Raw genomic sequence first — 21,905 nt, forward strand, 5'->3', positions numbered from 1 at the left:
TCACTCAATTACCCATGCTATAACAAGGTTGCTTGCGATAATGCTCAAAATCAGCTTCTCACTCTTTTTGCAGCCTTTTTCTACTTTTTAATTTTTGCATATAAAATTTAATCTTAGCTGCCCCCTTACAGCCTTCCAGCATAAAAAATTCCCCAATATAGCCCAAGCCTCCGCAGATTACCGCCGCCAGTATAAGGTGGGACCACGAATTAATCCGTATTAGGTATTTAAAAATCAGCATTCCCATAATAAGGACCGGTACTGTAATCCATGTTTTTATGGCACCGGGTATAAATTCTCTTTTCTGCAGTCCCAGGACATGGGCACAATAAAAGGAATTGAAAATAACATACCGCAGAACCATAATAACGGTGCTGGAGGTGACAATTGCATACACCCCCAGCCCGGTGAATTTTAAAAGCAGAAACACTGTGACTACATTTAACAGCCCGCAAAAAAAACTCACAAATACGGGAGCTTTTAATTTGTTGGTTACAACGCTCATTTGCGCCATTGTAGAGGTAGAGGCATCAAAAAAGCTTTGGATAACGGTAACCGTAGATAATGCGGTAATCATCCGGATCTGCCCGGCCGAATACCCTCCCAGCCATAACGTATAGAAGTCACCTGAAAAGACCAAAAAACCCGATAGCGGAACAAACAGTATCAAAGCCATGCTTTTAATGGAGGCTTTGGTAGATTCCCTGAGTTCCTCCATTTTCCCAACTGCAAATAGAGTTATGAACACCGGACTGAATATGGGGGCTATGGTATTTATAATACTGGAAAAGTAGTTTGGAAAGGTCCTTGCAACAGACAGCAGCCCCATATCATAGGAGCCAAGCATCAGATTTGCTACCAGCAAGTCAAGCCCGCGCATTAATATGGCACTTAGACTTGTAAATGCCATCCAGCCTCCTGATTTGACCAGCTCAAGAATCATGCTCCAGGATGCCTTATGGATATTCACATGGATTTCCGGCATGATTTTCCGGGTAATATTAATATTCAGGACCGCCACCACAACTGCCGCAATCAGTGCCGCAGCACTCACCCAGTAAATGCGGATCTGAAATAAATTTAAGAATATAACAATAAATAGGAACCTTACCAGGCTCTGTATAATATTTCTTGAACCCTGTATATCCAACCGGTTCTTTACATAGGCGGCCGTTGTAAATATGGATGTTATAACTCCGAGAATATAGGCGAGGAAGGTAATCAGAAAGGTGATTTTTACATCCAGGATTAAATCCTTCGGGACATTGATTATCCTGTCTATGTTTGGAACCACGATTGCAGCGGCTAAGGAAAACAGCCCGGCCAGGCAGAAATCTGCCGCAAGGATGCTGTTAAAATATTGTTCTCCGCGTTCAACATTATTACGGGCCATTTCAAAGGATATAAACCTTGCAACAACCGAATTAAATATTGCCGTTATAATGGAAATATACGTCACAAAGTCGTTTGCCAGCCCAATAAAGCCGTAGGCCTCGGTACCTAATGCACGGATGAGTACAGGAGCGGTATAGAAGCCTATCATTATTTGTACGGCAAAGGCGATTATGTTCACTACTATGTTGATATTGGTCTGCTTCTTATTCATTCTTAAATTATCCTTCTGTTATAAGCCCATTTTCTGAATCACTTCAGAAACCAATTGTGTCGTTTCATAGGACTGTTCCCGAAAGCGCGGAATCTTTTCCGCCAATGCTTTTTTATATACCGGATAATCTGCCTGCAGCTTTGTAAAAAGCTCTTCCAGCTTTTCAAAGGAAAGCTTCCGGATATCTATACAGTATTCTTCCAATCCTGATTTTTTCATAAAGCCAAGCATTTTCTGCTCATAGGAAACCGATAGAAAGGGGGTTCCCATTTTTGCGGAAAATATATTGGAATGATACCGCATCCCGACAATTGCATATAATCTGGATATCAGGTACTGCTGAAAGTAGCAGTCATACTTTTCCGGCAGGACATAGCAGTTCTCTCTTGCAAAGCCGCTCATATAACCGGAGTCATTTGCCCTCCCAAAAAGCTGGGGAATAAATATTATCCCAAATCCTTCTCTTATGAGCTTATCAATAAAAGGGTCAAATGCCGCTGTTATTGTATCCGATAAATTCTCCCTGCAATAGTTTTTATGCCATTTCAAATCCGTTATGGTTATTCCGATTATTCGTTCATGGCTGTCTAAAAAGTTCTTAAGTGATATATCCTGCTCTAGCAGCTGCTGGTTTTCCTGCATATCGATTCTGTGCTGAAAAGCAGAGTCCAGGGTAACTGTCGCCTCATTTTTTATATGTAAGCTCTCAAGAAATCCTTTGGATACCTCCTCTCTTAAGCAGATCAGCGATGCCCCTGTCAGAATTTTCTTGATTTTTCTTTTATTCTTCGTGAACGGTCCCATGGAAGGTGCAAAAAATACATATGGCTTTTTCATATGTCTGATTAACAGCAATTGGTCAAGGAGGAATTTCACATCATAATAATCTCCCAGCATAGGCCCTCCGGGGGCATAGACAGCCATATCGGACCAGTTTACAGCCTCTATAAAATCCCTGAAATTATTCCGTTCATTTTTATTCATCAGATTCATTCTGCCTTTACTATACAGGGATAAATAATATGGCAGCAGCTTTAATTTATTTCGCCCATAAGGGTATGAAAAATTACGGACCTGTTTGATATCATCATAGTTAAAATCACACAGCTCTCCATTGTTGACATGAATTCTCATGCTGCTGTCGGGATATAAATTGCGGAATTCGTCAATCATTGCCCGTATTGCCGATTCGTCTCCCCTGTTATACCAATTAGCTCCATAGATAAGTACATTCATTTTAATCCTCCATGCATACTGCAAGTTTACTTGCACAACTGCCAAATAGATTGTAAAAGTTAATTTCTATACTGGCTATACTGGCTCCAATTGTATGCCACATCTGCTTACAGATGCGGCAATGCCATAAATAAAAAAAATGCACTGCCTTTTCAAGCCACTTCTTTTCGTAAGGCCGGCTTGTTTCTCGCATATTCAAAAACAGCCAGGCTGAAGGGCAGTAAGAGAATTCTTTGGGAATCTGTCATAATTAAGGTTGTTGATGTCCCGGCTATGTAAATAAAAAATGCAATAAGAAAGCTGTTGTCAATTCTTTTGCTCCTGTCGGCAAGATATCCTATCACCTGCTTTCCCCAGCGCAGTAACGGCCAGATATAGAAAGCAATACATAATAAGCCAGTATTGGCAAGCAGCCCCAGAAATCCCACATCGGAATAATTGAATATCCCCTGGTTTCCCCGTAATATAGTAAGATAGACCTTGCTGTTAATAAACCCCTGGCCAAATAGGGGGCTTTTTAAAAATGCCTCCCAGTAATAGGTTGTGGCAAGCATCCTTGCCTTTGTGCCATTTCCATAGACTTCATTGTCCACCGAAAAGGACTGCTGCATGGTATCTATGATATTCATTTGATCCAATACGACGAAGCAAGCGGCAATCAGTATCAGGGAGCGTAATGTCTTTAACGGGGTATTCGTATGGAGCATAATAATAACCGCAATGCAGATACCAATAATCACATTATAGGCTCTGGTCTGCTGGACCATTATGAGACAGTAGGCTCCTAATGCCAGTTGTATAACATACCAGCCCTTCTTCTTTGCTCTCCCGGAATAAAGAGCATTAAAATTATAAACTATCATTAAATTACCTATGCTATTCAGGGATATTCTGATACTGTCATTTCTGATATTTTCATCGATATGCAGGAACAGCCTGCCGGATTTTAAATAGATAATACTTTGAAAAATAAGGATGCAATACCATACAAAGGTCACCTTGTTCATCCAGACAAATATTCTCTCCGAACCGCCTTGTTTTCTGAGAAGGCCGTATAAGGGCAATGCCAAAGGCACAATCAGAAAATGCGTGCCTGCTAAAACGGTTTGTGTGAGGTTCTGCTGAGGATACTTAAAATAAGTAAAGATGTATAAGGAAACCGTTGATAAAACAGCACATAATACGTATTTATCCAGAAACCTGCTGCCGGTAATCTCCCGTTTTGCAGCTGCATCCATAAATAGAAACAGAATAATAGCGATAGCAGCAAGAAGGGTCTTCTCGTATGCTCCCCAAACTCTGTTCAAACTGCCTGTGATCGCTACAAGGCCAAATGCACGTATATCCAATACCATAAGTAAAATAACAGTTGCTGTTACAATACTCCAGCAGCTGACTCTTGTCGGATTCCCCACCTTCATGAAACCTTCCTCCAATGTCCGTAACTTCCCTTATGCCCTAAAACAAAATCCCTCCAAGCCATAATTTCTGCTTTTATTGGAATTCTCCCCCGTATAACAGATTTCATATCCAGATACAGCCTTCTGAACATTGCTCTGTACCGCTTTTTTCTGCCTCTGAACCTGGTAAGGTAATATAAATAATTCCTTGTATTATAATAGTGGTAGAGAAAGCTCCCTTTCTTTGTGGATCTGCTTTCCTTATGATAAATTACTGCCTCCGGGATATAAAGAATCCGGTATCCGCCATTTATAATCCTTTCGCAATAATCCGCATCTTCATAATAGAGGAAATAGTCTTCATTCATCTCACCGATTTTTTCAAAGGTTTCCAGGGAAATTAACCAGAGACAGGCTGTGGAAAAGCTTAGGTCCTTTCGAACAGAATACTTTGGCCCGTCTTTTTCTCCGATTCCTTCTATTTTCATTTCACAGCTCTTGCTGTCATAATAGCTGCCGCCAAACCATAAGGTATCCGGCTCATCATAATAGCATATCTTGCAGGTTGCTATTCCCACCTGCTTTTCTTTTTCACAGGTATCAATGAGGATATTCAGAAAGTCCTCTTTTACAACCGTATCATTATTCAGGATGAGAATATATTTTGGCCCATACTCTTTTGCATGCCGGACTCCCAGGTTATTGGCACCGGCAAAGCCAATATTCTTCCCGGACCTAATGAACCGGGCATTCTTAAGGATATATTCCATATCCGTTTTATCCGGGACTTTTGCCGAAGCATTGTCCACAACAATAATCTTTATATTTTTATAGCGGCACTTAAGAAGACTTCTTATACATTCCGCCGTATCCTGATAGCCATTATAATTTACCAAAACCACACACACCAATGCTTCCATCCGATCCCTCAGCTTCCGTACACGTTGACCAGCCGGCCTGCCATATTTTCAATTGAGAACCGGCACCTGGCATTTAGGGCTATTTCATCTACCTGATAGCTGTCTATGTGTTCAATAACATATTTTAAGCTTGCAGCAAGCTCCTTTTCATCTCCGGGAGAAAATAGCCTGCCGACCATATCGGAATCAATAACCTCATTGAGCCCTGCAATATTACTGGCAACACAGGGAATTCCCATTCCCATGGCCTCAACAGCAGCAATTCCAAATCCCTCGAATCTGGAAGCCATTACGAATATGTCCGTCTGTTCCAACAGGTCCGGTATATTATCCACATTGCCCAGTATTTTAACTTCCTCCTCCAAGCCCCATTCCTTACAAAGGTCCTGCATTCTTTTCATAGCATCCGGGTCATCAGGAACAGGACCGCCGGCAAGATTGACCCTTAACCTATACCCTTCCTGTTTTAATAGGGATACTGCCTTTATTAAGATGTCCTGCCCTTTTTTAGCCGGATACAGTCTTGCCGCATTTGTAATTGCTACAAGGTCCCCTTCCTTTCTATTATAGTTCTCTCTTATATCAAATCTCGAGAAATCCACGCCATTGTATATCCTGACAATCTTTGTTTCCTTTATTCCGTTCTTAGCAATATCTTCCTTCACCGCATCTGAAATTGCCACCAGCTTTCTGCAGACCAGACCCGCAAGCAGCTTATTTTTTTTGGAAAGCTCCGTAAAAAGATAGGTATCATGCACCGTGTAATATATTTTCAATCCCGGATTCATTAGCTTTACAAGCATATAAAAACTTAAGAGAACTCCCTGGTGAATATGCATTATTTCAATTTTGTTATGGCGGATTACCTTATTTAGCTGCAGCAGATAATGAATTTTGCGGAAATTGTTATACCTTTTTAAAAAAATAAGCTGAACCTGGGGGCTGAACTGGGCAACCAGTTCCCTGGAATATTCATTGGATATAATGCATACATAGGAATTCTGCCCCTGCCTGGCAAGCTGATTTGCCACATCCACTGCCAGCCTTTCAACGCCTCCGGGATGAAAGTCAAACAAAATATTTAAAATATTCATCCTGACTCCTTTCGTGATTATCAAGTAATCCAAATCATCTTTACCCTATATAATTTGAATTTTATTTTCCTTCCAATGCCTCCCTTGTTGCCTGTAAATACGCATAGCCAAAGTAATAATCCGGTTCCAGATAAGTCCCTTCCCCCCACTCATTCCATGCATTGACAAACAGAAGCCGGTCATCCAAATCCTTTCTTAGCCTTAATCTCTTTATTACATCAGCCAGCCATATCTTATAAAGCTCCGGTGTAGAGCCGTGAAATATGGTTCCCCTGAAATTTCTTCTGGCAGTGTTATCCCACATTGGCATCACTGCCGGATACACCTTTTTCTTCTGGTTGCCGGACAGCACATACCGCTGGTTCCGTACCATGTCCTCATAATCGTAGATATTACCGGAAAAATCCCCGCGGATGGGCTTCATTCGCTTTGTTATCTCTTTGCATTGATGCTGTATCTGCTTAGGCTGGAATTCCGTCTCCGCATCAAAGCCGGCAGCGCACCAATTAATGGAGGTATCCCGCTCCTGTACGGCAATCAGATAGATATCTGCTCCCAGCTCCTCTTTCGCCCTCTGCCGCCAGTGCTTCAGGACCTCTTCCGTATCAGGAATCAGTGACGGGCGGTAAATGGACAATACCGGCCTTCCCTTTATCCGGTAATAGCGTTCATCCTTCATGTCAGGCAGCACCGCCTGTATGAACTGCTCATAATTTTCCTTCGTATGAGTTATGCCCATTAACACGCCGGCATCGGTTCCCGAAAATCTCTTTGTCCAGTTCTCATTTGCCCAGCAGTAGCAAAAATGAATGTCCATATCTTTATTTTTCAGAAACATGTTAAGAGGCCGTTCCAATAAATGCTCCCCATCAAACCAGTAATAGTAAAAGCAGAAAACATCCACACCGTAATTTTTTGCAAGCTCTATCTGCCGCTGCATATTTTCCTTTAACCGCAAGTCATAATAACCTAATTCCCCCGGGCGTCTCGGCTGGTAGTGGCCTGCATACTGGGGCTGAGCCTGGTTTACATTATTCCATTCCGTTGTTCCCCTTCCCCACCATTCATCATTCTGCGGATTCGGATGATACTGGGTCAGATAATAGGCTGCTATATGTACTTCCTGCTCCAGCCCGGGCTGGGATGAAAAAGGCTTAAAAAATTCAGACCTTCTGCCGTACTGGCCCAGAAGGTATTTTGAATATTCAAGGACCGCCCTGGAATCATGAATAACTGTAAAGGAGCCCTTTTGGTCCTTTACTTCTTCCTTTTTAATAATCCGCTCGTAACGCTTATTGCCGATACGGCATTTAAGCTCTTTGCTTATTGGAAGCTTCCAGAAAATACGCTTTAATAATTCATTCATGTCAGAACCTTTCCTGGTATTTTTGTGCTTTTATATTAATTGGCAAGCTCTAAAAAAATATGATTCATTTTTTCAGTATATTTTGAAAAACAGTACCGTTCCCGGTATGCTTTAAGAGCCGCACATTTCATGGCATAGACATCGGCCGCCTTTGCTGTGCACAATCTCTTGCAGCACGTTTCAAGGGTATCCTCCGAATAATTCACTCCGATATTTTCATTTTCCACCAGGTCCCAGGTGTCTTCCTTGCAGGAATTAATCAGTGCCAGTCCGTTTGCCATATATTCCATGCTTTTATAAGAAAGAGCAATTGCCGCCTCCTTTTTAAAGCCATTAAATCCAAAGTGGCAATGCTCCATTATTTTCTGCTTCTTCCCATCGTCGTAAGTACGGCCATGAAAGGTAAATGGTATCCCCTCTTTTTCCAAAGCAGCCAGGAGCCACTCCTTTCTCTGTCCATCGCCTATAATGTCCAGATGTACCTTCCTTCCCCTGTTCTGCATCCTTGCCATTATTCGTATCAGGCCCTCGAAATCATAGTTTCCCGTTAAGGCTCCCAGATACAAAATATTCAGCTGCTCCACAGGCAGCATCGGAACTTCTTCCAGCATTGCCTCTCCCTTGCACAAGGGAATCATATGGTTCTTTCTGCTTTCCTGAAGGCCAAGCCTTGTAAAATAATACTGGCAGGAACCGATGAAAATATCTGCCTTTCGGATAGCCGCATTCCTCAGATACGACCAATACCAAAGCCCGCAGTATTTCAGAACATCTTTAAAGGCTCCGTTAATTGGTATGGTTTCCGGATATAAATCGTAAACATCCGTTACAAATAAAGCATGTTTCTTCTTAATAACAGGAAGCAGCTTATAACCGGTGGAATTTGGCGGCCCTACAATATAGCCAATATCAAAATCCAGCTTTTCTACTGCCTTTCTGGCATCCCTGGCAAATTTCAGATAAGACCTGATTCTCTGGATTGAAATATTCCTGCCGTAGGGCTTCACCGGAACTTCAACTATTTCCGGCAGATTATAGGTTACGCTCTTTTTGGAATTATGGTCATAATTTCCGCATAGAAGCTTTACCTCAAAGCCTGCCTGCTTAAAGTACTGATAGACCGTATAGGCACGGTCCGTATCCCGTAAATTGAAATAATATGAAACAATGAGGACTTTCCTACCCATTTTTACTCCCTCCCAAGCTTGCATAAAAACTCATTATCTCAGCCGCATGTACCGGCATTGTTTTTATTTCCTGTTCTTTTTGTATATTCAGGGACATCGCTGTAATGTTATCTGCATTACAAATCAGCTCCTTAAGGGCTTCTTCCAAGGCTTCTTTTGAGCAGGAACAGATTATTCCATTCTTCCCGTCCTGAATCAGGTCACAGGCTCCCACATACTCGCCAGCCAGTACCGGAACCCCATAGCTTAATCCCTCCAGCACCGTAAAACCAAATGATACTTCGCTGGGTACCACCAGCATATCCATGGAATTCATGACCTCAGCCAGCTGCTTGTATTCATAGGGGGGCTTTCTGACAAGATACTCTCTTTCTATTAAGCTGTCAGAGTAAACCGTCAATTCGAAATTACGGATGTCTTTTTCATAAAGTGAGTCCAATGCCTCCAGCAGAATATAAAAGCCCTTGTAGCCAGCGATTGCTCCTAAATATCCAAGTCTTACCCTCTTTTTATCTAACACCTTCCCCGCTGCCGTCTTTCTGTGGTCCCCTATATCGCTGTGGGAAATCGTAATAATTCTCCCATTTTTTAATGAACAAAAATTCGAAAAGGTATCCGACATGTACCTGCTGTTAAAATGTATCCCATCCATTTCCTGAAACATCTCCAGAAAGTGGTGGCGAAGCTTCCTGTACTGCCCTTTGCCTGCCAGACTCCCTGTAATGTGCTTTTCTTCTGCTTCTTCCTGTAAGAACTTTCTTTCCTTTTGGGATTTCCTGATTTGCTTTATTATTCTGTTGTCTTTTATTTTCCTGTAAAGTTTTGACTGAATTAACACCTGCTTTTTATAATCCAATGCATGGGCATTGCATTCCGGGCAATGCTTACAGGCTCTGTTAAGCCGGCAGGAATGTCCCTGATAAAATAAAATTGTTTTTGGACAGATGCCAAAGAAATCATGGGTGGTATAAACAGTTACGATGCCTAACTCCTTTGCCCTATCCAGAAAAACAGGAGGCAGTCCCATTAAGGTATGAAAATGGATAACATCCGGCCTGTACCCTTTCAGAAAGCGGGACAGGTATCTGTCGTCTGCCGCCATGTTATAATGTCTGAAATCCCTGATTCCATATATCTGGGGCAGGGGCAGTCCATTTATCAGTTCAAAGCTTTTTAGCCCCAGCCTGCTGTTTCTTTTTTTAATGCAGGGTATTGAATTAATCAGCCTTATGGAACCCGGCCAGAGCAAAGCAACCTCATTGCCTGCTGCTGCCTCTTCCTTCATAAGGTCAATGGCATATTTAGCAAGTCCGCCTCTGGCATATGGCGGAAATCCCAAAGAATAATGTAATATCTTCATTCCGGCTCCCTTTTGTTCCCCCCTGGCTCCTTAGGCAGGTATCGACTGTTCTTATCATTGGTGCCCGGAATCAGGATGAATACTTCAGGAATACCTCCTCATACCGGTCCACTATATCCTCCCAACGGTATTCCTGGGCAATCCGCCTCTTTGCCTTTTCTCCAAAGACAGCAATCTCCTTTGCTGTCAGCTTCTCAGCCATTTCAATGGTCCCAGCTAAGTTCCCTTCAGCCTTCGTCCAATACAAGGCTGCCTTTCCACCGACTTCACGGTTAAAACCAACGTCAAGAAGAAGATTAAGGCTTGTACTGCCCAGTGCCTCCAATAAGCTTGGATTAGTGCCTCCTACTTCATGTCCATGTATATAAGCATAGGCATTCTCTCTGATCTTATATAGCAGCTCCTGCTCATATACAGTACCTGCAAATTTAATACGCGGGTCTTTTTCAAAGCCTGTCCTCTTCTTCAGCTCCTGCAGGAACTTTTTATTCTCATTTGTAATAATAACCAGGCTCTTTTCTGTGTTTGTTTTCATAAATTCCCGTATTATGGTCTCATAATTATTTTCCTGGACAAAGCGTCCCACAATCAGATAATAATCCTGTGCCTCAATGCCATTCTTACCATACCATTGGGTTAACTTTTCGTTCTCAGCAGACATGCTGCCCCCTGGGGTATCAGATCCATAGGCGATAAATACTGTCTTAGGGCGGTACTGCTTATAATCCTTTTTAATATACTTCTCAATGTTCCTGCTGTCACAAATTAAGAGGTCCGCATGCTTTACCATAAGCTTTTCAGAGAGCTTCCAATACCTTCTTATAAGAGCATTCCACTTTGCCCGCTTCCACTCATGCCCATCGGGGTTCACATACAGTTCACCGCCCAGCTTTTTTATCTTTCTTTTAAAATGTCCGATAAAAGGCCCTATACGGCAGGCAAGCACATAAAAAACAGGCTTTTTGATTTCCGGCCGTGCCCGGCAGTATTTAATACACCGGCTTAAAGCTGCCATGTCATAATAGACCGCCTTTGCCGGCCCTATGCCGGGGACCTTAACATGAAAGCATTTTGCACCGTTGTATTCATACCGGATGCTGTCCTTTGCAAGACAGGCCACATGATACCTGATACGTCTGCTCTTTTGCCCTTTCGTCAGCTCTTCAACAAAGGTTTCAAAACCGCCGTAGTTTGCAGGAATTCCCTTGGAACCTATGAGGAATACCTGCCGCTTTTTGGTACGGTAGCCGGAATTAACTTTATGCCGCTCAAGCTTTACTGCCTCTTTACTCTGAATAATAAAAGTCTCCATATGTAATATCCTTTATATTTCTTCTACCCTTTCTCCGCCCGTATAAAAAAAGATACGGCAGCCATTTCTAAATGCAGACGCCGTATATATCTATAATCCTTTTATAGTATGCATTCATATCTTCCATTCACTCCTCTGATGACGTCTGAATTCTTCAAAATACAATCTGTTTTAATTGATTATATCTATATTTCCAAATTATGTCAATCATGCTTTTCCTATTTATTCCAATTTTGGGTATATTGACGAAATATGCAGCCAAAAAAAAGATACAGACAACAAATTGACTGTTGTCTGTACCTTTACATTATTGCTAATCCATTTTTCAATGCACTTTATACCCCAATATAAATAGACGAAAGCTGGGATAAATTTATGACATCAAAATTATATCTATCAATGTTCCTCTGTGTATACTTTTTTATCACCGGTCATCTTTTCAGCCAGAGGCAGCATACACCCGCCAATAAGATTCCCGATTGCTATTACATTAATATAAAGAAGCGCTTTCCCTCCCCAGGCATTTGCAAAAGAGAAATAAAACATATCCGCAATACTATGCTCGTATCCCGAAAGGATAAACACCATTACAGGCAATATCAGTGCGAGATACCTGCCAACTCCGTCTTTGATATTCATATAACCAAGCACCGCTATACACATTAGCAGCCCGCACATGACTGCCATTATAAAGGTACTGAATAAATTATCCGCCAGCTTAAGGCTGACAAGCTCCTTTGCATGGTCCAAATATTGAGCTTGCTTGGTGGCCCTCAGCACATATCCGCTTACGGCGGTCCCCACAGCATTTCCAAAGTACACAAGGAGTACAGTTCCTAAGAATTTAACCGGTTTATTTAAAATCAAGCATACCTTGCCGGTATACAAATCCAGTCCGAAGGTATATATGGTAAATAATCCGATGGAGAACAGAAACGCTCCTATTACATGGTTTTCCGCCCTTATGTATATCATTCCGCCCATGCTGATGGCTATTCCGCCCATGACTGCCCGTATAAAAGTTTTCATAAATGCCTCTCTTCTGTTGTATTATCCGGATATGCTTTGACGGTTATCCGGTTTGGCATAACCTGGTAGTTAATCCTTCCCCTAAGCTTTCGGGCAAAGAACAGTAGCATTATATCATATCTTCCTAAGAAGATGGAACCCTGTTATTAATAAATATTTCTTAATAAAGTGCAGAAAACTCCTGGGAGCCTTCTGCACCTCTTATTTTCTGTATGGGGATTATTTTAAGTGCTTATTGTAACTGCCTCTCGATCAGACGCCCATGTATCGCTCTTACCGCCTTAAGGGTATCTTTTTCACTTACCAGCACTGTGATGCGAAGCTCAGATGCATAAATCATCTCAATGGAAATGCCTTCCTCATAGAGGGCTTCAAACATACTTACCGCTATTGCCGGATTTGACATCATCCCGGCACCTACGGCAGACACCTTTGCTATATTGTCTTCTATTTTAATTTCAAGGTAAGAAGAACTATCCTCACCGTACCTTGTCAGCACCTCAGCTGTTTCCTTCAGCTGGTCTCTTGGGACGGTAAAACTGATGTCCGTAGTACTGTCACTGTTTGGGGACATGAGTACGGAGTCTGCACTAATATGCTGCTCCGACAGCTTTTTGAAGATCCTGTAGATTTCCCTGGTAGTCTCCTTGATACCCTTTAACTGAATACGGGCCGTGTTTTTATCCGCAGTGACTCCGCTTACCAGCATCTCTTCCATGGCCGTACCTTCAAGGCTCTGAGCAGCCCGCAGAATACCGTCTTCCAGAGTAAACATGTTTTCCTTTTTTACGGCTCTGTCACAGACCCTCGTGCCTTCCGCATCCTGAAAGCTGGATTTCACGACCAATTCCACCCCAAAGCGTTTTGCCATCTCTACGGACCGGTTATGAAGCACTCCTGCGCCCAAGGATGCCAGCTCCAGCATCTCGTCATAGGTAATTTCCTTTAATTTTACCGCCGAAGGCACTAATCTTGGGTCCGCCGTATATACACCGTCCACATCGGTATATATCTCACAGATATCTGCTCTCAGAACTGCCGCCAGTGCCACAGCCGTTGTATCTGAACCGCCCCGTCCAAGGGTAGTATAATCTCCCTCTTCATTGATTCCCTGAAAACCAGCTACAATTATAACCTTTCTCTGCACCAGTGCTTCTTCCATTCTAGCCGTATCAATTCTTTGAATCCTTGCATTGCCATAGGCTCTGGTAGTATAAATCCCTGCCTGGAAGGCATGAAAAGAAATGGCCGGAACTCCCATTGATTCGAGAGCCATGGCCATTAATGCTACGGATATCTGCTCCCCTGTGGTGAGCAGCATATCGATTTCTCTTTTTGGTGCATCGGGGTTTATTTCTTCTGCCTGTGTTAAAAGGACGTCGGTCTGCTTTCCCATTGCGGAAAGTACTATCACTACGTCATTGCCTTTGTTATATTCTTCGGCACATATTCCGGCTACATGCAGTATCCTCTCCTTGTCGGCTACTGATGTCCCTCCGAACTTTTTAACAATAAGCATAAATGCCTCCTTTATACTCACAAAAGGCTGTTAATGCTCCTGCTGGATTATTCCGGGTCTGCTTCGGAATAATTCTGAAATTCTTCAAGCATTATTATTTTTCAAACAATTTCAAAATCATTTCATACCCGTTTTTCACCAGATTGCCGCTTTTAAGCGCAGCCTCTTCGGTGTATTCCCAGGAGTTCTCAAGCTTTTTGGTACTGTCGTAGAGCATAAAGGGAACAGGGTTTCCCGTATGGGTCCGTAAGTGAATCGGTGTCGGATGGTCAGGCATGATTAACATTCTGTAATCCACCCCCTGCTTATGAAGTTGTTCCTTAACAACCCCTATTACCCTTTTATCAATATACTCTATCGCTTTTATTTTATTCACAGTACTGCCTTGATGACCCATCTCATCGGGAGCTTCTATATGAATATATACAAAATCCTGATTATTTTCTGTCAGCTCTTTCACAGCTGCCATGGCTTTCCCCTCATAATTGGTATGAAGGGTTCCGTCCGCTCCTTCCACTTCCACAACCTTCATCCTTGCTCCCACGGCAATTCCCTTTAATAAATCCACGGCTGATATCATGGAGCCTTTCTTACCGAATTTATCTTCAAAGGCCGCAAGCTTCGGTCTGGTGCCGGCTCCCCAAAACCAGATGGAATTTGCCTTATGTAAGCCTTTCTTTGCTCTTTCAATATTGAGAGGATGATTGTTTAAGACCTCAAAGCTCTTTTCCATCATCTCTCTCAGCTCTTTTTCCTCCGGAAGATAGTCCTTAATTACCCTGCCCAAAATATCATGGGGCGGTGTAAGCTCTACTACTTCTCCCTTATCCCAGATTGTCAAATGGCGGTAGCTGGTACCCAGGTAATACTTATAAATATCCGTTTCCAATGCCTTCTTAACAGCCTCCAGCAATACTGCCGCATCCTCTGTGGTTATTTCACTGGAGCTATGGTCTATGATCGTTCTGTTTTCATAGGAGGTGTCCTCTTCCGACAACGTGACAATGTTGCAGCGCAGGGCAATGTCAGTGGGCTTCATATCCACTCCTATACTTAAAGCTTCCAAGGGTGAACGTCCTGTATAGTTCTCTTTCGGGTCATAGCCAATGACTGACAGGTTCGCCGTATCACTTCCCGGCTTCATACCATCCGGCACAGTCTTTGCAAGACCGATTTCAGACATTTTTGCAAGCTCATCCATATAGGGAGTGTGGGCATAGGCAAGAGGTGTCTTGCCGCCCAGTTCTTCCAAGGGCTCATCTGCCATTCCATCTCCAAGTACAATAACGTATTTCATAAAGCCTTCTTTCCCGGAATTTATCTATCCGTTAACTGCTTAGGTTTAAAACATGACTCTGATACGGCTTAAGGGCTTTCCTATCCTGTCTGCCTTTTCCTCAAAAGCTGCTTCACTCAGAAAGCCGGTAAGAAAAGAATACTCCTCTTCCCTTCCGTCCACCTTTACCTCTTCTATTTCACCAAAGACCTCATTGACGAGAGCCCTTGCCTTATCATCACAGCCGGCTACTCTTACAAAGAAACGGTGCTCTACTGCTTTTACATCTCTCAGCTCCAGCTTCTTACTGCTCCAGAAGGTCATGATATTCGTACCGATATGCTTGGCTGCGTCTACTACATCCGCTACCACCGCACTGGCAGTCGGAAGCTTTCCTGCACCGCTTCCGTAGAACATAACATCTCCGATAACATTTCCTCTTACAAATATTCCGTTAAAAACTCCATTTACACTGAATAAGGGATGGGTGGGCTTAATCAGCATGGGCGCAACCATGGCATAAACATGGTTTCCTACCTTTTTGCTGGTCGCAAGGAGCTTAATGCTTGCTCCCATAGCCTTGGCATATAAAACATCCGTATCCGTTATTCCGGTAATACCCTCTGTATAAATATCCTCAAAATCCACCTGCATGCCAAAGGCCAGAGAGGATAAAATGGCAATTTTCCTGCAGGCATCATAGCCTTCTACATCGGCCTGGGGATTGCGTTCCGCATATCCCATATTCTGAGCTTCCTTCAGGGCAGTATCAAAATCCGCGTTATCGGAGCTCATCTTCGATAGAATATAATTGGTGGTGCCGTTTAATATCCCTGTTATTTCTTCTATTTCATCTGCCGTTAAGGACTGGTTCAACGGACGGATAATAGGTATCCCTCCTCCTACACTTGCTTCAAAGAGAAAGTTCACTTTCTGAGCCTTTGACAGCTCCAGCAATTCTGCTCCATGCTTTGCCACCAGTTCTTTATTGGAGGTACAAACGCTTTTTCCTTTTAAAATAGCTTCCTTTACAAAGGTATAGGCAGGTTCGACCCCTCCCATTACCTCTACGATGATTTTAACTTCAGGGTCATTTAAAATTACGCTGTAATCATGAACAATCAGATTTTCAACAGGCTCACCCTTAAAATCTCTTAAGTCCAATATATATTTTACATTAATATCATGCCCGCAGCGTTTACTGATACTCTCGCCATTCAGGCGTAATACCTCAATCACGCCGGATCCTACTGTGCCGTAACCCAAAACCGCTATATTTACCATGTAAAGCTCCTTTCTGTCATTCCTTCTTCATGCTTTGTCCTGCCAATCTGCTGTAGACCCGCTTTTCATTTTTCAAGTAGTTTATATGTCTGCCGCCGTATACCTCAAGTTTGTGCCGAGGACTTCGCAGGCACTTGCAGGAAAAATGCTACTCCATTTTTCCTGCTACTCTCTTGCCAGGATTTTGGTATAATGTATTCCTTCCAGTGCCTCAATGGCCTCGAAAATAATAGCCGTATCCTCAAATTGGCTTGGTATTTCTATACTTAATGTCAGGGATGCAATCCCATTGACAGGAATACTCTGATGTATGGTCAATATATTTACACCATTTTTGGATACACAATTCAAGACACTTGATAGTATACCCGGTTTATCATCTATCTGCAGCATAAAGGTAATCGTCTTTCCTCTTGTATTCTCATGAAAAGGAAAGATATCATCCTTATATTTATAAAAAGAGCTCCTGCTGATACCTACAATATCAGCTGCTTCCTGAACGGTATATACCTTCTCAGAATCCAGAAGCCTTTTTGCTTCCACTACCTTTAGAAGAACCTCCGGTACTGCTTTTTTCTTGACAATGAAGTATTTTCCTTCATCCATTTGGATGCTCCTCCTATATCCTTTATTCTATGCTTTGTATGTATATGGGATACAACTGTCTTTCCCAGAGAGATATATTAGCATATTTTGTTCTTAATTGCAACAGTTTTTGAATAAATTATCAATCTTAAGACATAATATTCATTTTTTTCAATTTTTACTTCGCTTTTTTAAACAATATGCACTGTATAATGTGTACTCCTGTTTCACTGTACCTGCGTATGCAGTCCGGTCCCGCCGGACACAAACGAAAAAAAAGCTGCCATAGAATGAACTGACCCCCATAAGTTATAACTCTAACTTATGGGGGTCAGTTCATTCTACGGCAGCTCTCTTTATCTATTGAGCTAATATGGTCTCGATGTTCTCCTGCTCCCTGGAAGATAAAATTCCGTCATGATCCAGCAGAATCACCATTCTTCCATTGATATTTGCAACATTCCGAATATAGGTTGTGTTAATACCCTTTACAATAGCGGGAGTCTCACTGATATTCTCAGGGGGGATTTCAATGATTTCTTTTACACCATCCACTTCAAAGGCCATGAGTATTCCATTGGATTTTGTTATAATCAACCTGGAATCCTCTGTGACAGGCTTATCCGGTAAGCCGAATTTTCGTCTCAGCGAAAATACCGGAATTACATCACCTCTTAAATTCATGATGCCATGAATATAGGTAGGTGCATTAGGAACGGGAATCAAATCCGTAAATTTTTCAATAGCATTTACAACCATAATATCCAGTCCGAATTCTTCATTGTCTAAAGTAAATATAACCTGCTTTGTCTGTAGAGTCTGTTTCGTAATCATATGAGGTACCCCCTTTTCATTCGTATACAAATATGTTGTCTGTTATTCTTTTGTCTGGCCAATGCTGGCCCACTTTAAATAAGCATTAATGAAAGGATCCAGATTACCATCCAGAACACTGGCTGCATTACCGATTTCCATATTGGTACGATGATCCTTTACCATAGTGTAGGGCTGCATAACATAGGACCTGATCTGGCTTCCCCAGCCAATTTCTTTTATTTCACCACGGATTCCCGATTCTTTTTCCTGGTTCTCCTGCTGCTTTAACAGATACAGCTTTGCCTTTAACATCTGCATTGCCTTATCCTTGTTCTGGAACTGGGAACGTTCATTCTGGCATTGAACCACAATTCCTGTTGGAATATGAGTGATACGGATGGCCGAGGAGGTTTTATTAACATGCTGTCCTCCTGCTCCGCTGGAGCGGAAGGTATCAATTCTCAAATCCCCTTCGTCTATCTCAATTCCCGTATCTTCTTCAATATCTGGCATTACATCACAGGATACAAAGGAGGTCTGGCGTTTTCCCGCCGCATTAAAGGGGGATATACGAACCAGTCTGTGAACTCCTCTTTCGGATTTCAGATGCCCAAAGGCATTCAGCCCGTTTATCTGAAAGGTGACGGATTTAATACCCGCTTCTTCACCATCCAGATAATCAAGTACCTGAGTTACATAGCCTTTTTTATCCGCCCATTTCTGGTACATACGGAAAAGCATACTTGCCCAGTCACAGCTTTCTGTTCCTCCGGCACCTGCATGAAGGGTTACTATGGCATTATCCTTATCATACTCACCGGAGAGTAGGGTACTAAGCCTCATCTCTTCCAGGTCTTCCATGAATTTATCCAGCTCCGACTGTATTTCCGGTATCAGGGAGGCATCCTCTGCTTCATAAGCCATTTCCAGCAAAGTTTCTATGTCCTCATATCCTCTTTTCAGGCCGTTATATTCCTCTACAACATCTTTAAGATTTTTTAGTTCCTTCACATATCCCGAGGATTTTTCCGCCATGTCCCAAAAATTAGGCTCCTCCATGATATGCTCAATCATATCTATACGCTCCAGCTTATTAGCCAGGTCAAAGTGAATCCCCCACTTCAAGTAATGGCTGTTTATAAGTATTTAACGTATATTTCATCTGGTCTAACTCAACCACTCTATCACCTCTTTCCTGAAAGTCCGTTATCCTAATTCTTTCCGCAGCAGAATTTGTATTTCTTACCGCTTCCGCAAGGGCAGGGATCATTGGGCTGTACCTTTTTACTGGTTCTTCTTACAGGTCCCTGCTGAAGGGATTCATCCTTATTGGTTCCCGTAACCTTTGCCACCTGTTCTCTTTCCACATTCTGCTCGATTCTTACATGCATCAGGGCCTTTACGGTATCCTCTCTGATTGCATTCGTCATTTCATCGAACATTTCAAAGCCCATGAACTTAAATTCTACCAAAGGATCTCTCTGGCCATATGCCTGAAGGCCGATACCCTGGCGCAGCTGGTCCATATCATCAATATGGTCCATCCACTTGCGGTCAATTACTCTTAATAAGATTACACGCTCTACTTCACGAAGCTGTTCCTTCTCCGGGAACTCTGCCTCTTTTTCTTCATACAGCTTTATGGCATCTTCCTTTAACTTCTGCATTAAGGAAGCCTTCTTCATGCGGTCAAGCTCTTCTGCATCAAAGGCAATGGGCTCGAAGGGTATGCTGGGAAGAAGCATGTTGTTAAGCTCTTCCAAATCCCAGTTTTCCGGAAGCTGGTCGTCACTGATACAGGTATTTACACTATCCTCTATGGTATCGGTTATCATCTTGAAAACAGTATCTCTCATGCTTTCGCCGTCAAGTACCCTTCTTCTTTCCTTATAGATGATTTCCCTCTGCTCATTATTTACCTGGTCATATTCCAGGAGATTCTTACGAATACCATAGTTGTTATTCTCTATCTTCGTCTGAGCCTTTTCGATGGCACTGCTTAACATCTTATGCTCAATCTGCTCTCCCTCCGGAAGACCCAGAGAGTTGAACATTGTCATCAGACGCTCAGAACCAAAGAGTCTCATCAAATCGTCTTCCAGGGAAATATAGAAACGGGATTCACCCGGATCTCCCTGACGTCCTGCACGTCCTCTTAACTGGTTATCAATACGTCTGGATTCATGGCGTTCCGTACCGATTATCTTAAGTCCGCCAAGATCTACCACACCGGCTCCCAGCTTGATATCGGTACCACGGCCTGCCATATTGGTGGCTATGGTTACAACTCCTGCCTGTCCGGCATCTGCAATGATTTCCGCTTCCAGCTCATGGAACTTGGCATTCAATACCTTGTGAGGAACATTCTTTTTCTTTAAAAGCTCACTTAATTCCTCGGAAGCTTCGATGGTAATCGTACCAACCAGTACCGGCTGGCCTTTTTTATAGGATTCTGTAATTTCCTCTACTACCGCATCCAGCTTTTCCTTTTTGGTCTTATAAACCGCATCCTGCCTGTCAATACGTGCTACCTGTACATTGGTAGGAACCTCAATAACATCCATACCGTAGATGTTACGGAATTCCTTTTCTTCTGTCAGGGCGGTACCTGTCATACCGGCTTTCTTCCCATATTTATTAAAGAAGTTCTGGAAGGTAATTGTTGCAAGGGTCTTGCTTTCCCTCTTAACCTTAACCTTTTCCTTTGCTTCAATGGCCTGATGAAGACCGTCCGAATATCTTCTTCCGGGCATGATACGGCCTGTAAATTCATCTACAATAAGGACCTCGTCCTCTTTTACCACATAGTCTTTATCCCTTGCCATAAGGTTATGTGCTCTTAAGGCCAGAATAATATTGTGCTGTATTTCAAGATTTTCCGGGTCTGCAAGGTTCTCAAGATGGAAGAAACTCTCTACCTTCTCAACACCCTCCGCAGTAAGGTTGACTAACTTATCCTTTTCATTTACTACGAAGTCCCCTTCTTCTTCCACATCTTCATTCATTAAAGCAGCCATCTTGGTAAGCTCGCCGCTTACTTTACCTTTTGTAAGCTGTCTTGCCAGGATATCACAGGCTTCGTAAAGCTTTGTGGACTTGCCGCTTTGTCCTGATATAATAAGAGGTGTTCTTGCTTCATCGATTAATACGGAATCCACCTCATCGATTATAGCGTAGTTCAGTCCTCTTTGTACAAGCTGTTCTTTATAGATGACCATGTTATCTCTTAAATAATCAAATCCAAGCTCATTGTTCGTGGCATAGGTAATGTCACAGTTATAGGCATCTCTTCTCTCGTCATTGTCCATGCTGTTTAAGATTACGCCAACCTTAAGACCTAAGAATTCATGAATCTGTCCCATCCATTCGGAGTCACGCTTTGCAAGGTAATCATTTACGGTAACAATGTGTACACCTGTCCCCTCAAGGGCATTTAAGTAAGCAGGAAGTGTAGAAACAAGCGTCTTACCTTCACCGGTTTTCATTTCTGAAATTCTTCCCTGATGGAGAATAATACCGCCTAAGAGCTGTACACGGAAATGCCTGAGCCCCAGAGTTCTAACACTGGCTTCCCTTACAACCGCATAAGCTTCCGGTAAAATGTCATCCAGAGTTTCACCGTTTTTCAGCCTGTTCTTGAATTCAACGGTTTTATTTTTTAGTTCTGCATCGGACAACACCTGGATAGAAGGCTCCAATGCCTCAATTTGGTCAACTATGGGCATAATAAGCTTGACTTCCCTTTGACTGTGGGTACCAAAAATTTTCGTTACGAGACTCATACTATTCACTCCTGTATTTATTTCAATGGGTATAATATAAGCTGCTCCTAGCTTTTTTCCGCAAAAAAGCCAAGGTTCAACTTATAATATAAGATAAATTCTGGTCAAATAATTTTTTCATAAAATACATTGT

At 42.5% G+C, this 21,905-nt stretch carries 17 protein-coding genes; all 17 read right to left on the reverse strand.

Features of this window, described 5'->3' with window-relative positions; translation table 11 throughout:
* Positions 1-58: 58 nt before the first annotated feature.
* Complete coding sequence (locus tag BUB77_RS26525) at positions 59-1,606, reverse strand: oligosaccharide flippase family protein (RefSeq protein ID WP_073280198.1); 1,548 nt, start codon at positions 1,604-1,606, stop codon at positions 59-61.
* Positions 1,607-1,624: 18 nt separating this feature from the next.
* Positions 1,625-2,842: a polysaccharide pyruvyl transferase family protein gene (locus tag BUB77_RS26530; RefSeq protein ID WP_073280199.1), complete on the reverse strand. Its 1,218-nt coding sequence runs from the start codon at positions 2,840-2,842 to the stop codon at positions 1,625-1,627.
* 152 nt (positions 2,843-2,994) lie between these two features.
* Positions 2,995-4,263, reverse strand: coding sequence for an O-antigen ligase family protein (locus tag BUB77_RS26535; protein WP_073280200.1), 1,269 nt, complete (start codon positions 4,261-4,263; stop codon positions 2,995-2,997).
* On the reverse strand, positions 4,260-5,162 hold the full coding sequence (locus tag BUB77_RS26540; RefSeq protein ID WP_073280201.1) for a glycosyltransferase family 2 protein: 903 nt from the start codon (positions 5,160-5,162) through the stop codon (positions 4,260-4,262). The genes BUB77_RS26535 and BUB77_RS26540 overlap by 4 nt, the downstream gene beginning before the upstream one ends.
* 8 nt (positions 5,163-5,170) lie before the next feature.
* Positions 5,171-6,256 carry a glycosyltransferase family 4 protein gene (locus BUB77_RS26545; RefSeq protein WP_073280202.1) on the reverse strand — a complete coding sequence of 362 codons (1,086 nt, stop codon included), beginning with the start codon at positions 6,254-6,256 and terminating at the stop codon, positions 5,171-5,173.
* 61 nt (positions 6,257-6,317) lie between these two features.
* Complete coding sequence (locus BUB77_RS26550) at positions 6,318-7,622, reverse strand: glycosyltransferase WbsX family protein (protein WP_073280203.1); 1,305 nt, start codon at positions 7,620-7,622, stop codon at positions 6,318-6,320.
* Positions 7,623-7,657: 35 nt separating this feature from the next.
* The gene (locus tag BUB77_RS26555; RefSeq protein WP_073280204.1) at positions 7,658-8,809 is read right to left on the reverse strand and encodes a glycosyltransferase; all 1,152 of its coding nucleotides are present in this window, start codon (positions 8,807-8,809) and stop codon (positions 7,658-7,660) included.
* Complete coding sequence (locus tag BUB77_RS26560; RefSeq protein ID WP_073280205.1) at positions 8,802-10,169, reverse strand: glycosyltransferase; 1,368 nt, start codon at positions 10,167-10,169, stop codon at positions 8,802-8,804. The genes BUB77_RS26555 and BUB77_RS26560 overlap by 8 nt, the downstream gene beginning before the upstream one ends.
* A gap of 70 nt (positions 10,170-10,239) precedes the next feature.
* A complete protein-coding gene (cps2T, locus tag BUB77_RS26565; RefSeq protein WP_084124774.1) occupies positions 10,240-11,481 on the reverse strand; it encodes a beta 1-4 rhamnosyltransferase Cps2T in 1,242 nt (413 codons plus the stop codon).
* 396 nt (positions 11,482-11,877) lie between these two features.
* Positions 11,878-12,510 carry a formate/nitrite transporter family protein gene (locus tag BUB77_RS26570; RefSeq protein WP_073280206.1) on the reverse strand — a complete coding sequence of 211 codons (633 nt, stop codon included), beginning with the start codon at positions 12,508-12,510 and terminating at the stop codon, positions 11,878-11,880.
* Positions 12,511-12,742: 232 nt separating this feature from the next.
* Positions 12,743-14,029 carry an aspartate kinase gene (locus BUB77_RS26575; RefSeq protein WP_073280207.1) on the reverse strand — a complete coding sequence of 429 codons (1,287 nt, stop codon included), beginning with the start codon at positions 14,027-14,029 and terminating at the stop codon, positions 12,743-12,745.
* 94 nt (positions 14,030-14,123) lie between these two features.
* Positions 14,124-15,326 (reverse strand): cofactor-independent phosphoglycerate mutase, encoded by a 1,203-nt coding sequence (locus tag BUB77_RS26580; protein ID WP_073280208.1) that lies wholly within the window; start codon positions 15,324-15,326, stop codon positions 14,124-14,126.
* Positions 15,327-15,371: 45 nt separating this feature from the next.
* On the reverse strand, positions 15,372-16,589 hold the full coding sequence (locus tag BUB77_RS26585) for a homoserine dehydrogenase (RefSeq protein ID WP_073280209.1): 1,218 nt from the start codon (positions 16,587-16,589) through the stop codon (positions 15,372-15,374).
* Positions 16,590-16,754: 165 nt separating this feature from the next.
* Positions 16,755-17,195 carry an ACT domain-containing protein gene (locus tag BUB77_RS26590; RefSeq protein ID WP_073280210.1) on the reverse strand — a complete coding sequence of 147 codons (441 nt, stop codon included), beginning with the start codon at positions 17,193-17,195 and terminating at the stop codon, positions 16,755-16,757.
* 339 nt (positions 17,196-17,534) lie between these two features.
* Complete coding sequence (locus BUB77_RS26595; protein ID WP_073280211.1) at positions 17,535-18,008, reverse strand: chemotaxis protein CheW; 474 nt, start codon at positions 18,006-18,008, stop codon at positions 17,535-17,537.
* 42 nt (positions 18,009-18,050) lie between these two features.
* Positions 18,051-19,170 (reverse strand): peptide chain release factor 2 gene (gene prfB, locus BUB77_RS26600; RefSeq protein WP_139241337.1). Its coding sequence is split into 2 segments (ribosomal slippage): positions 18,051-19,094 and positions 19,096-19,170, totalling 1,119 coding nucleotides; the frame shifts between segments, so codons are not numbered across the junction.
* A 31-nt stretch (positions 19,171-19,201) separates the two neighbouring features.
* On the reverse strand, positions 19,202-21,772 hold the full coding sequence (secA, locus tag BUB77_RS26605) for a preprotein translocase subunit SecA (protein ID WP_073280213.1): 2,571 nt from the start codon (positions 21,770-21,772) through the stop codon (positions 19,202-19,204).
* Positions 21,773-21,905: the final 133 nt, after the last annotated feature.

Source organism: Anaerocolumna jejuensis DSM 15929 (genome assembly GCF_900142215.1).
GTDB lineage: Bacteria > Bacillota > Clostridia > Lachnospirales > Lachnospiraceae > Anaerocolumna > Anaerocolumna jejuensis.

What these genes read in the sequence shown, in the direction of transcription:
- BUB77_RS26525 (WP_073280198.1), bottom strand. Translation starts at nt 1,606, where the DNA reads ATGAATAAGAAGCAGACCAATATCAACATAGTAGTGAACATAATCGCC.
- BUB77_RS26530 (WP_073280199.1), bottom strand. Translation starts at nt 2,842, where the DNA reads ATGAATGTACTTATCTATGGAGCTAATTGGTATAACAGGGGAGACGAA.
- BUB77_RS26535 (WP_073280200.1), bottom strand. Translation starts at nt 4,263, where the DNA reads ATGAAGGTGGGGAATCCGACAAGAGTCAGCTGCTGGAGTATTGTAACA.
- BUB77_RS26540 (WP_073280201.1), bottom strand. Translation starts at nt 5,162, where the DNA reads ATGGAAGCATTGGTGTGTGTGGTTTTGGTAAATTATAATGGCTATCAG.
- BUB77_RS26545 (WP_073280202.1), bottom strand. Translation starts at nt 6,256, where the DNA reads ATGAATATTTTAAATATTTTGTTTGACTTTCATCCCGGAGGCGTTGAA.
- BUB77_RS26550 (WP_073280203.1), bottom strand. Translation starts at nt 7,622, where the DNA reads ATGAATGAATTATTAAAGCGTATTTTCTGGAAGCTTCCAATAAGCAAA.
- BUB77_RS26555 (WP_073280204.1), bottom strand. Translation starts at nt 8,809, where the DNA reads ATGGGTAGGAAAGTCCTCATTGTTTCATATTATTTCAATTTACGGGAT.
- BUB77_RS26560 (WP_073280205.1), bottom strand. Translation starts at nt 10,169, where the DNA reads ATGAAGATATTACATTATTCTTTGGGATTTCCGCCATATGCCAGAGGC.
- cps2T (WP_084124774.1), bottom strand. Translation starts at nt 11,481, where the DNA reads ATGGAGACTTTTATTATTCAGAGTAAAGAGGCAGTAAAGCTTGAGCGG.
- BUB77_RS26570 (WP_073280206.1), bottom strand. Translation starts at nt 12,510, where the DNA reads ATGAAAACTTTTATACGGGCAGTCATGGGCGGAATAGCCATCAGCATG.
- BUB77_RS26575 (WP_073280207.1), bottom strand. Translation starts at nt 14,029, where the DNA reads ATGCTTATTGTTAAAAAGTTCGGAGGGACATCAGTAGCCGACAAGGAG.
- BUB77_RS26580 (WP_073280208.1), bottom strand. Translation starts at nt 15,326, where the DNA reads ATGAAATACGTTATTGTACTTGGAGATGGAATGGCAGATGAGCCCTTG.
- BUB77_RS26585 (WP_073280209.1), bottom strand. Translation starts at nt 16,589, where the DNA reads ATGGTAAATATAGCGGTTTTGGGTTACGGCACAGTAGGATCCGGCGTG.
- BUB77_RS26590 (WP_073280210.1), bottom strand. Translation starts at nt 17,195, where the DNA reads ATGGATGAAGGAAAATACTTCATTGTCAAGAAAAAAGCAGTACCGGAG.
- BUB77_RS26595 (WP_073280211.1), bottom strand. Translation starts at nt 18,008, where the DNA reads ATGATTACGAAACAGACTCTACAGACAAAGCAGGTTATATTTACTTTA.
- secA (WP_073280213.1), bottom strand. Translation starts at nt 21,772, where the DNA reads ATGAGTCTCGTAACGAAAATTTTTGGTACCCACAGTCAAAGGGAAGTC.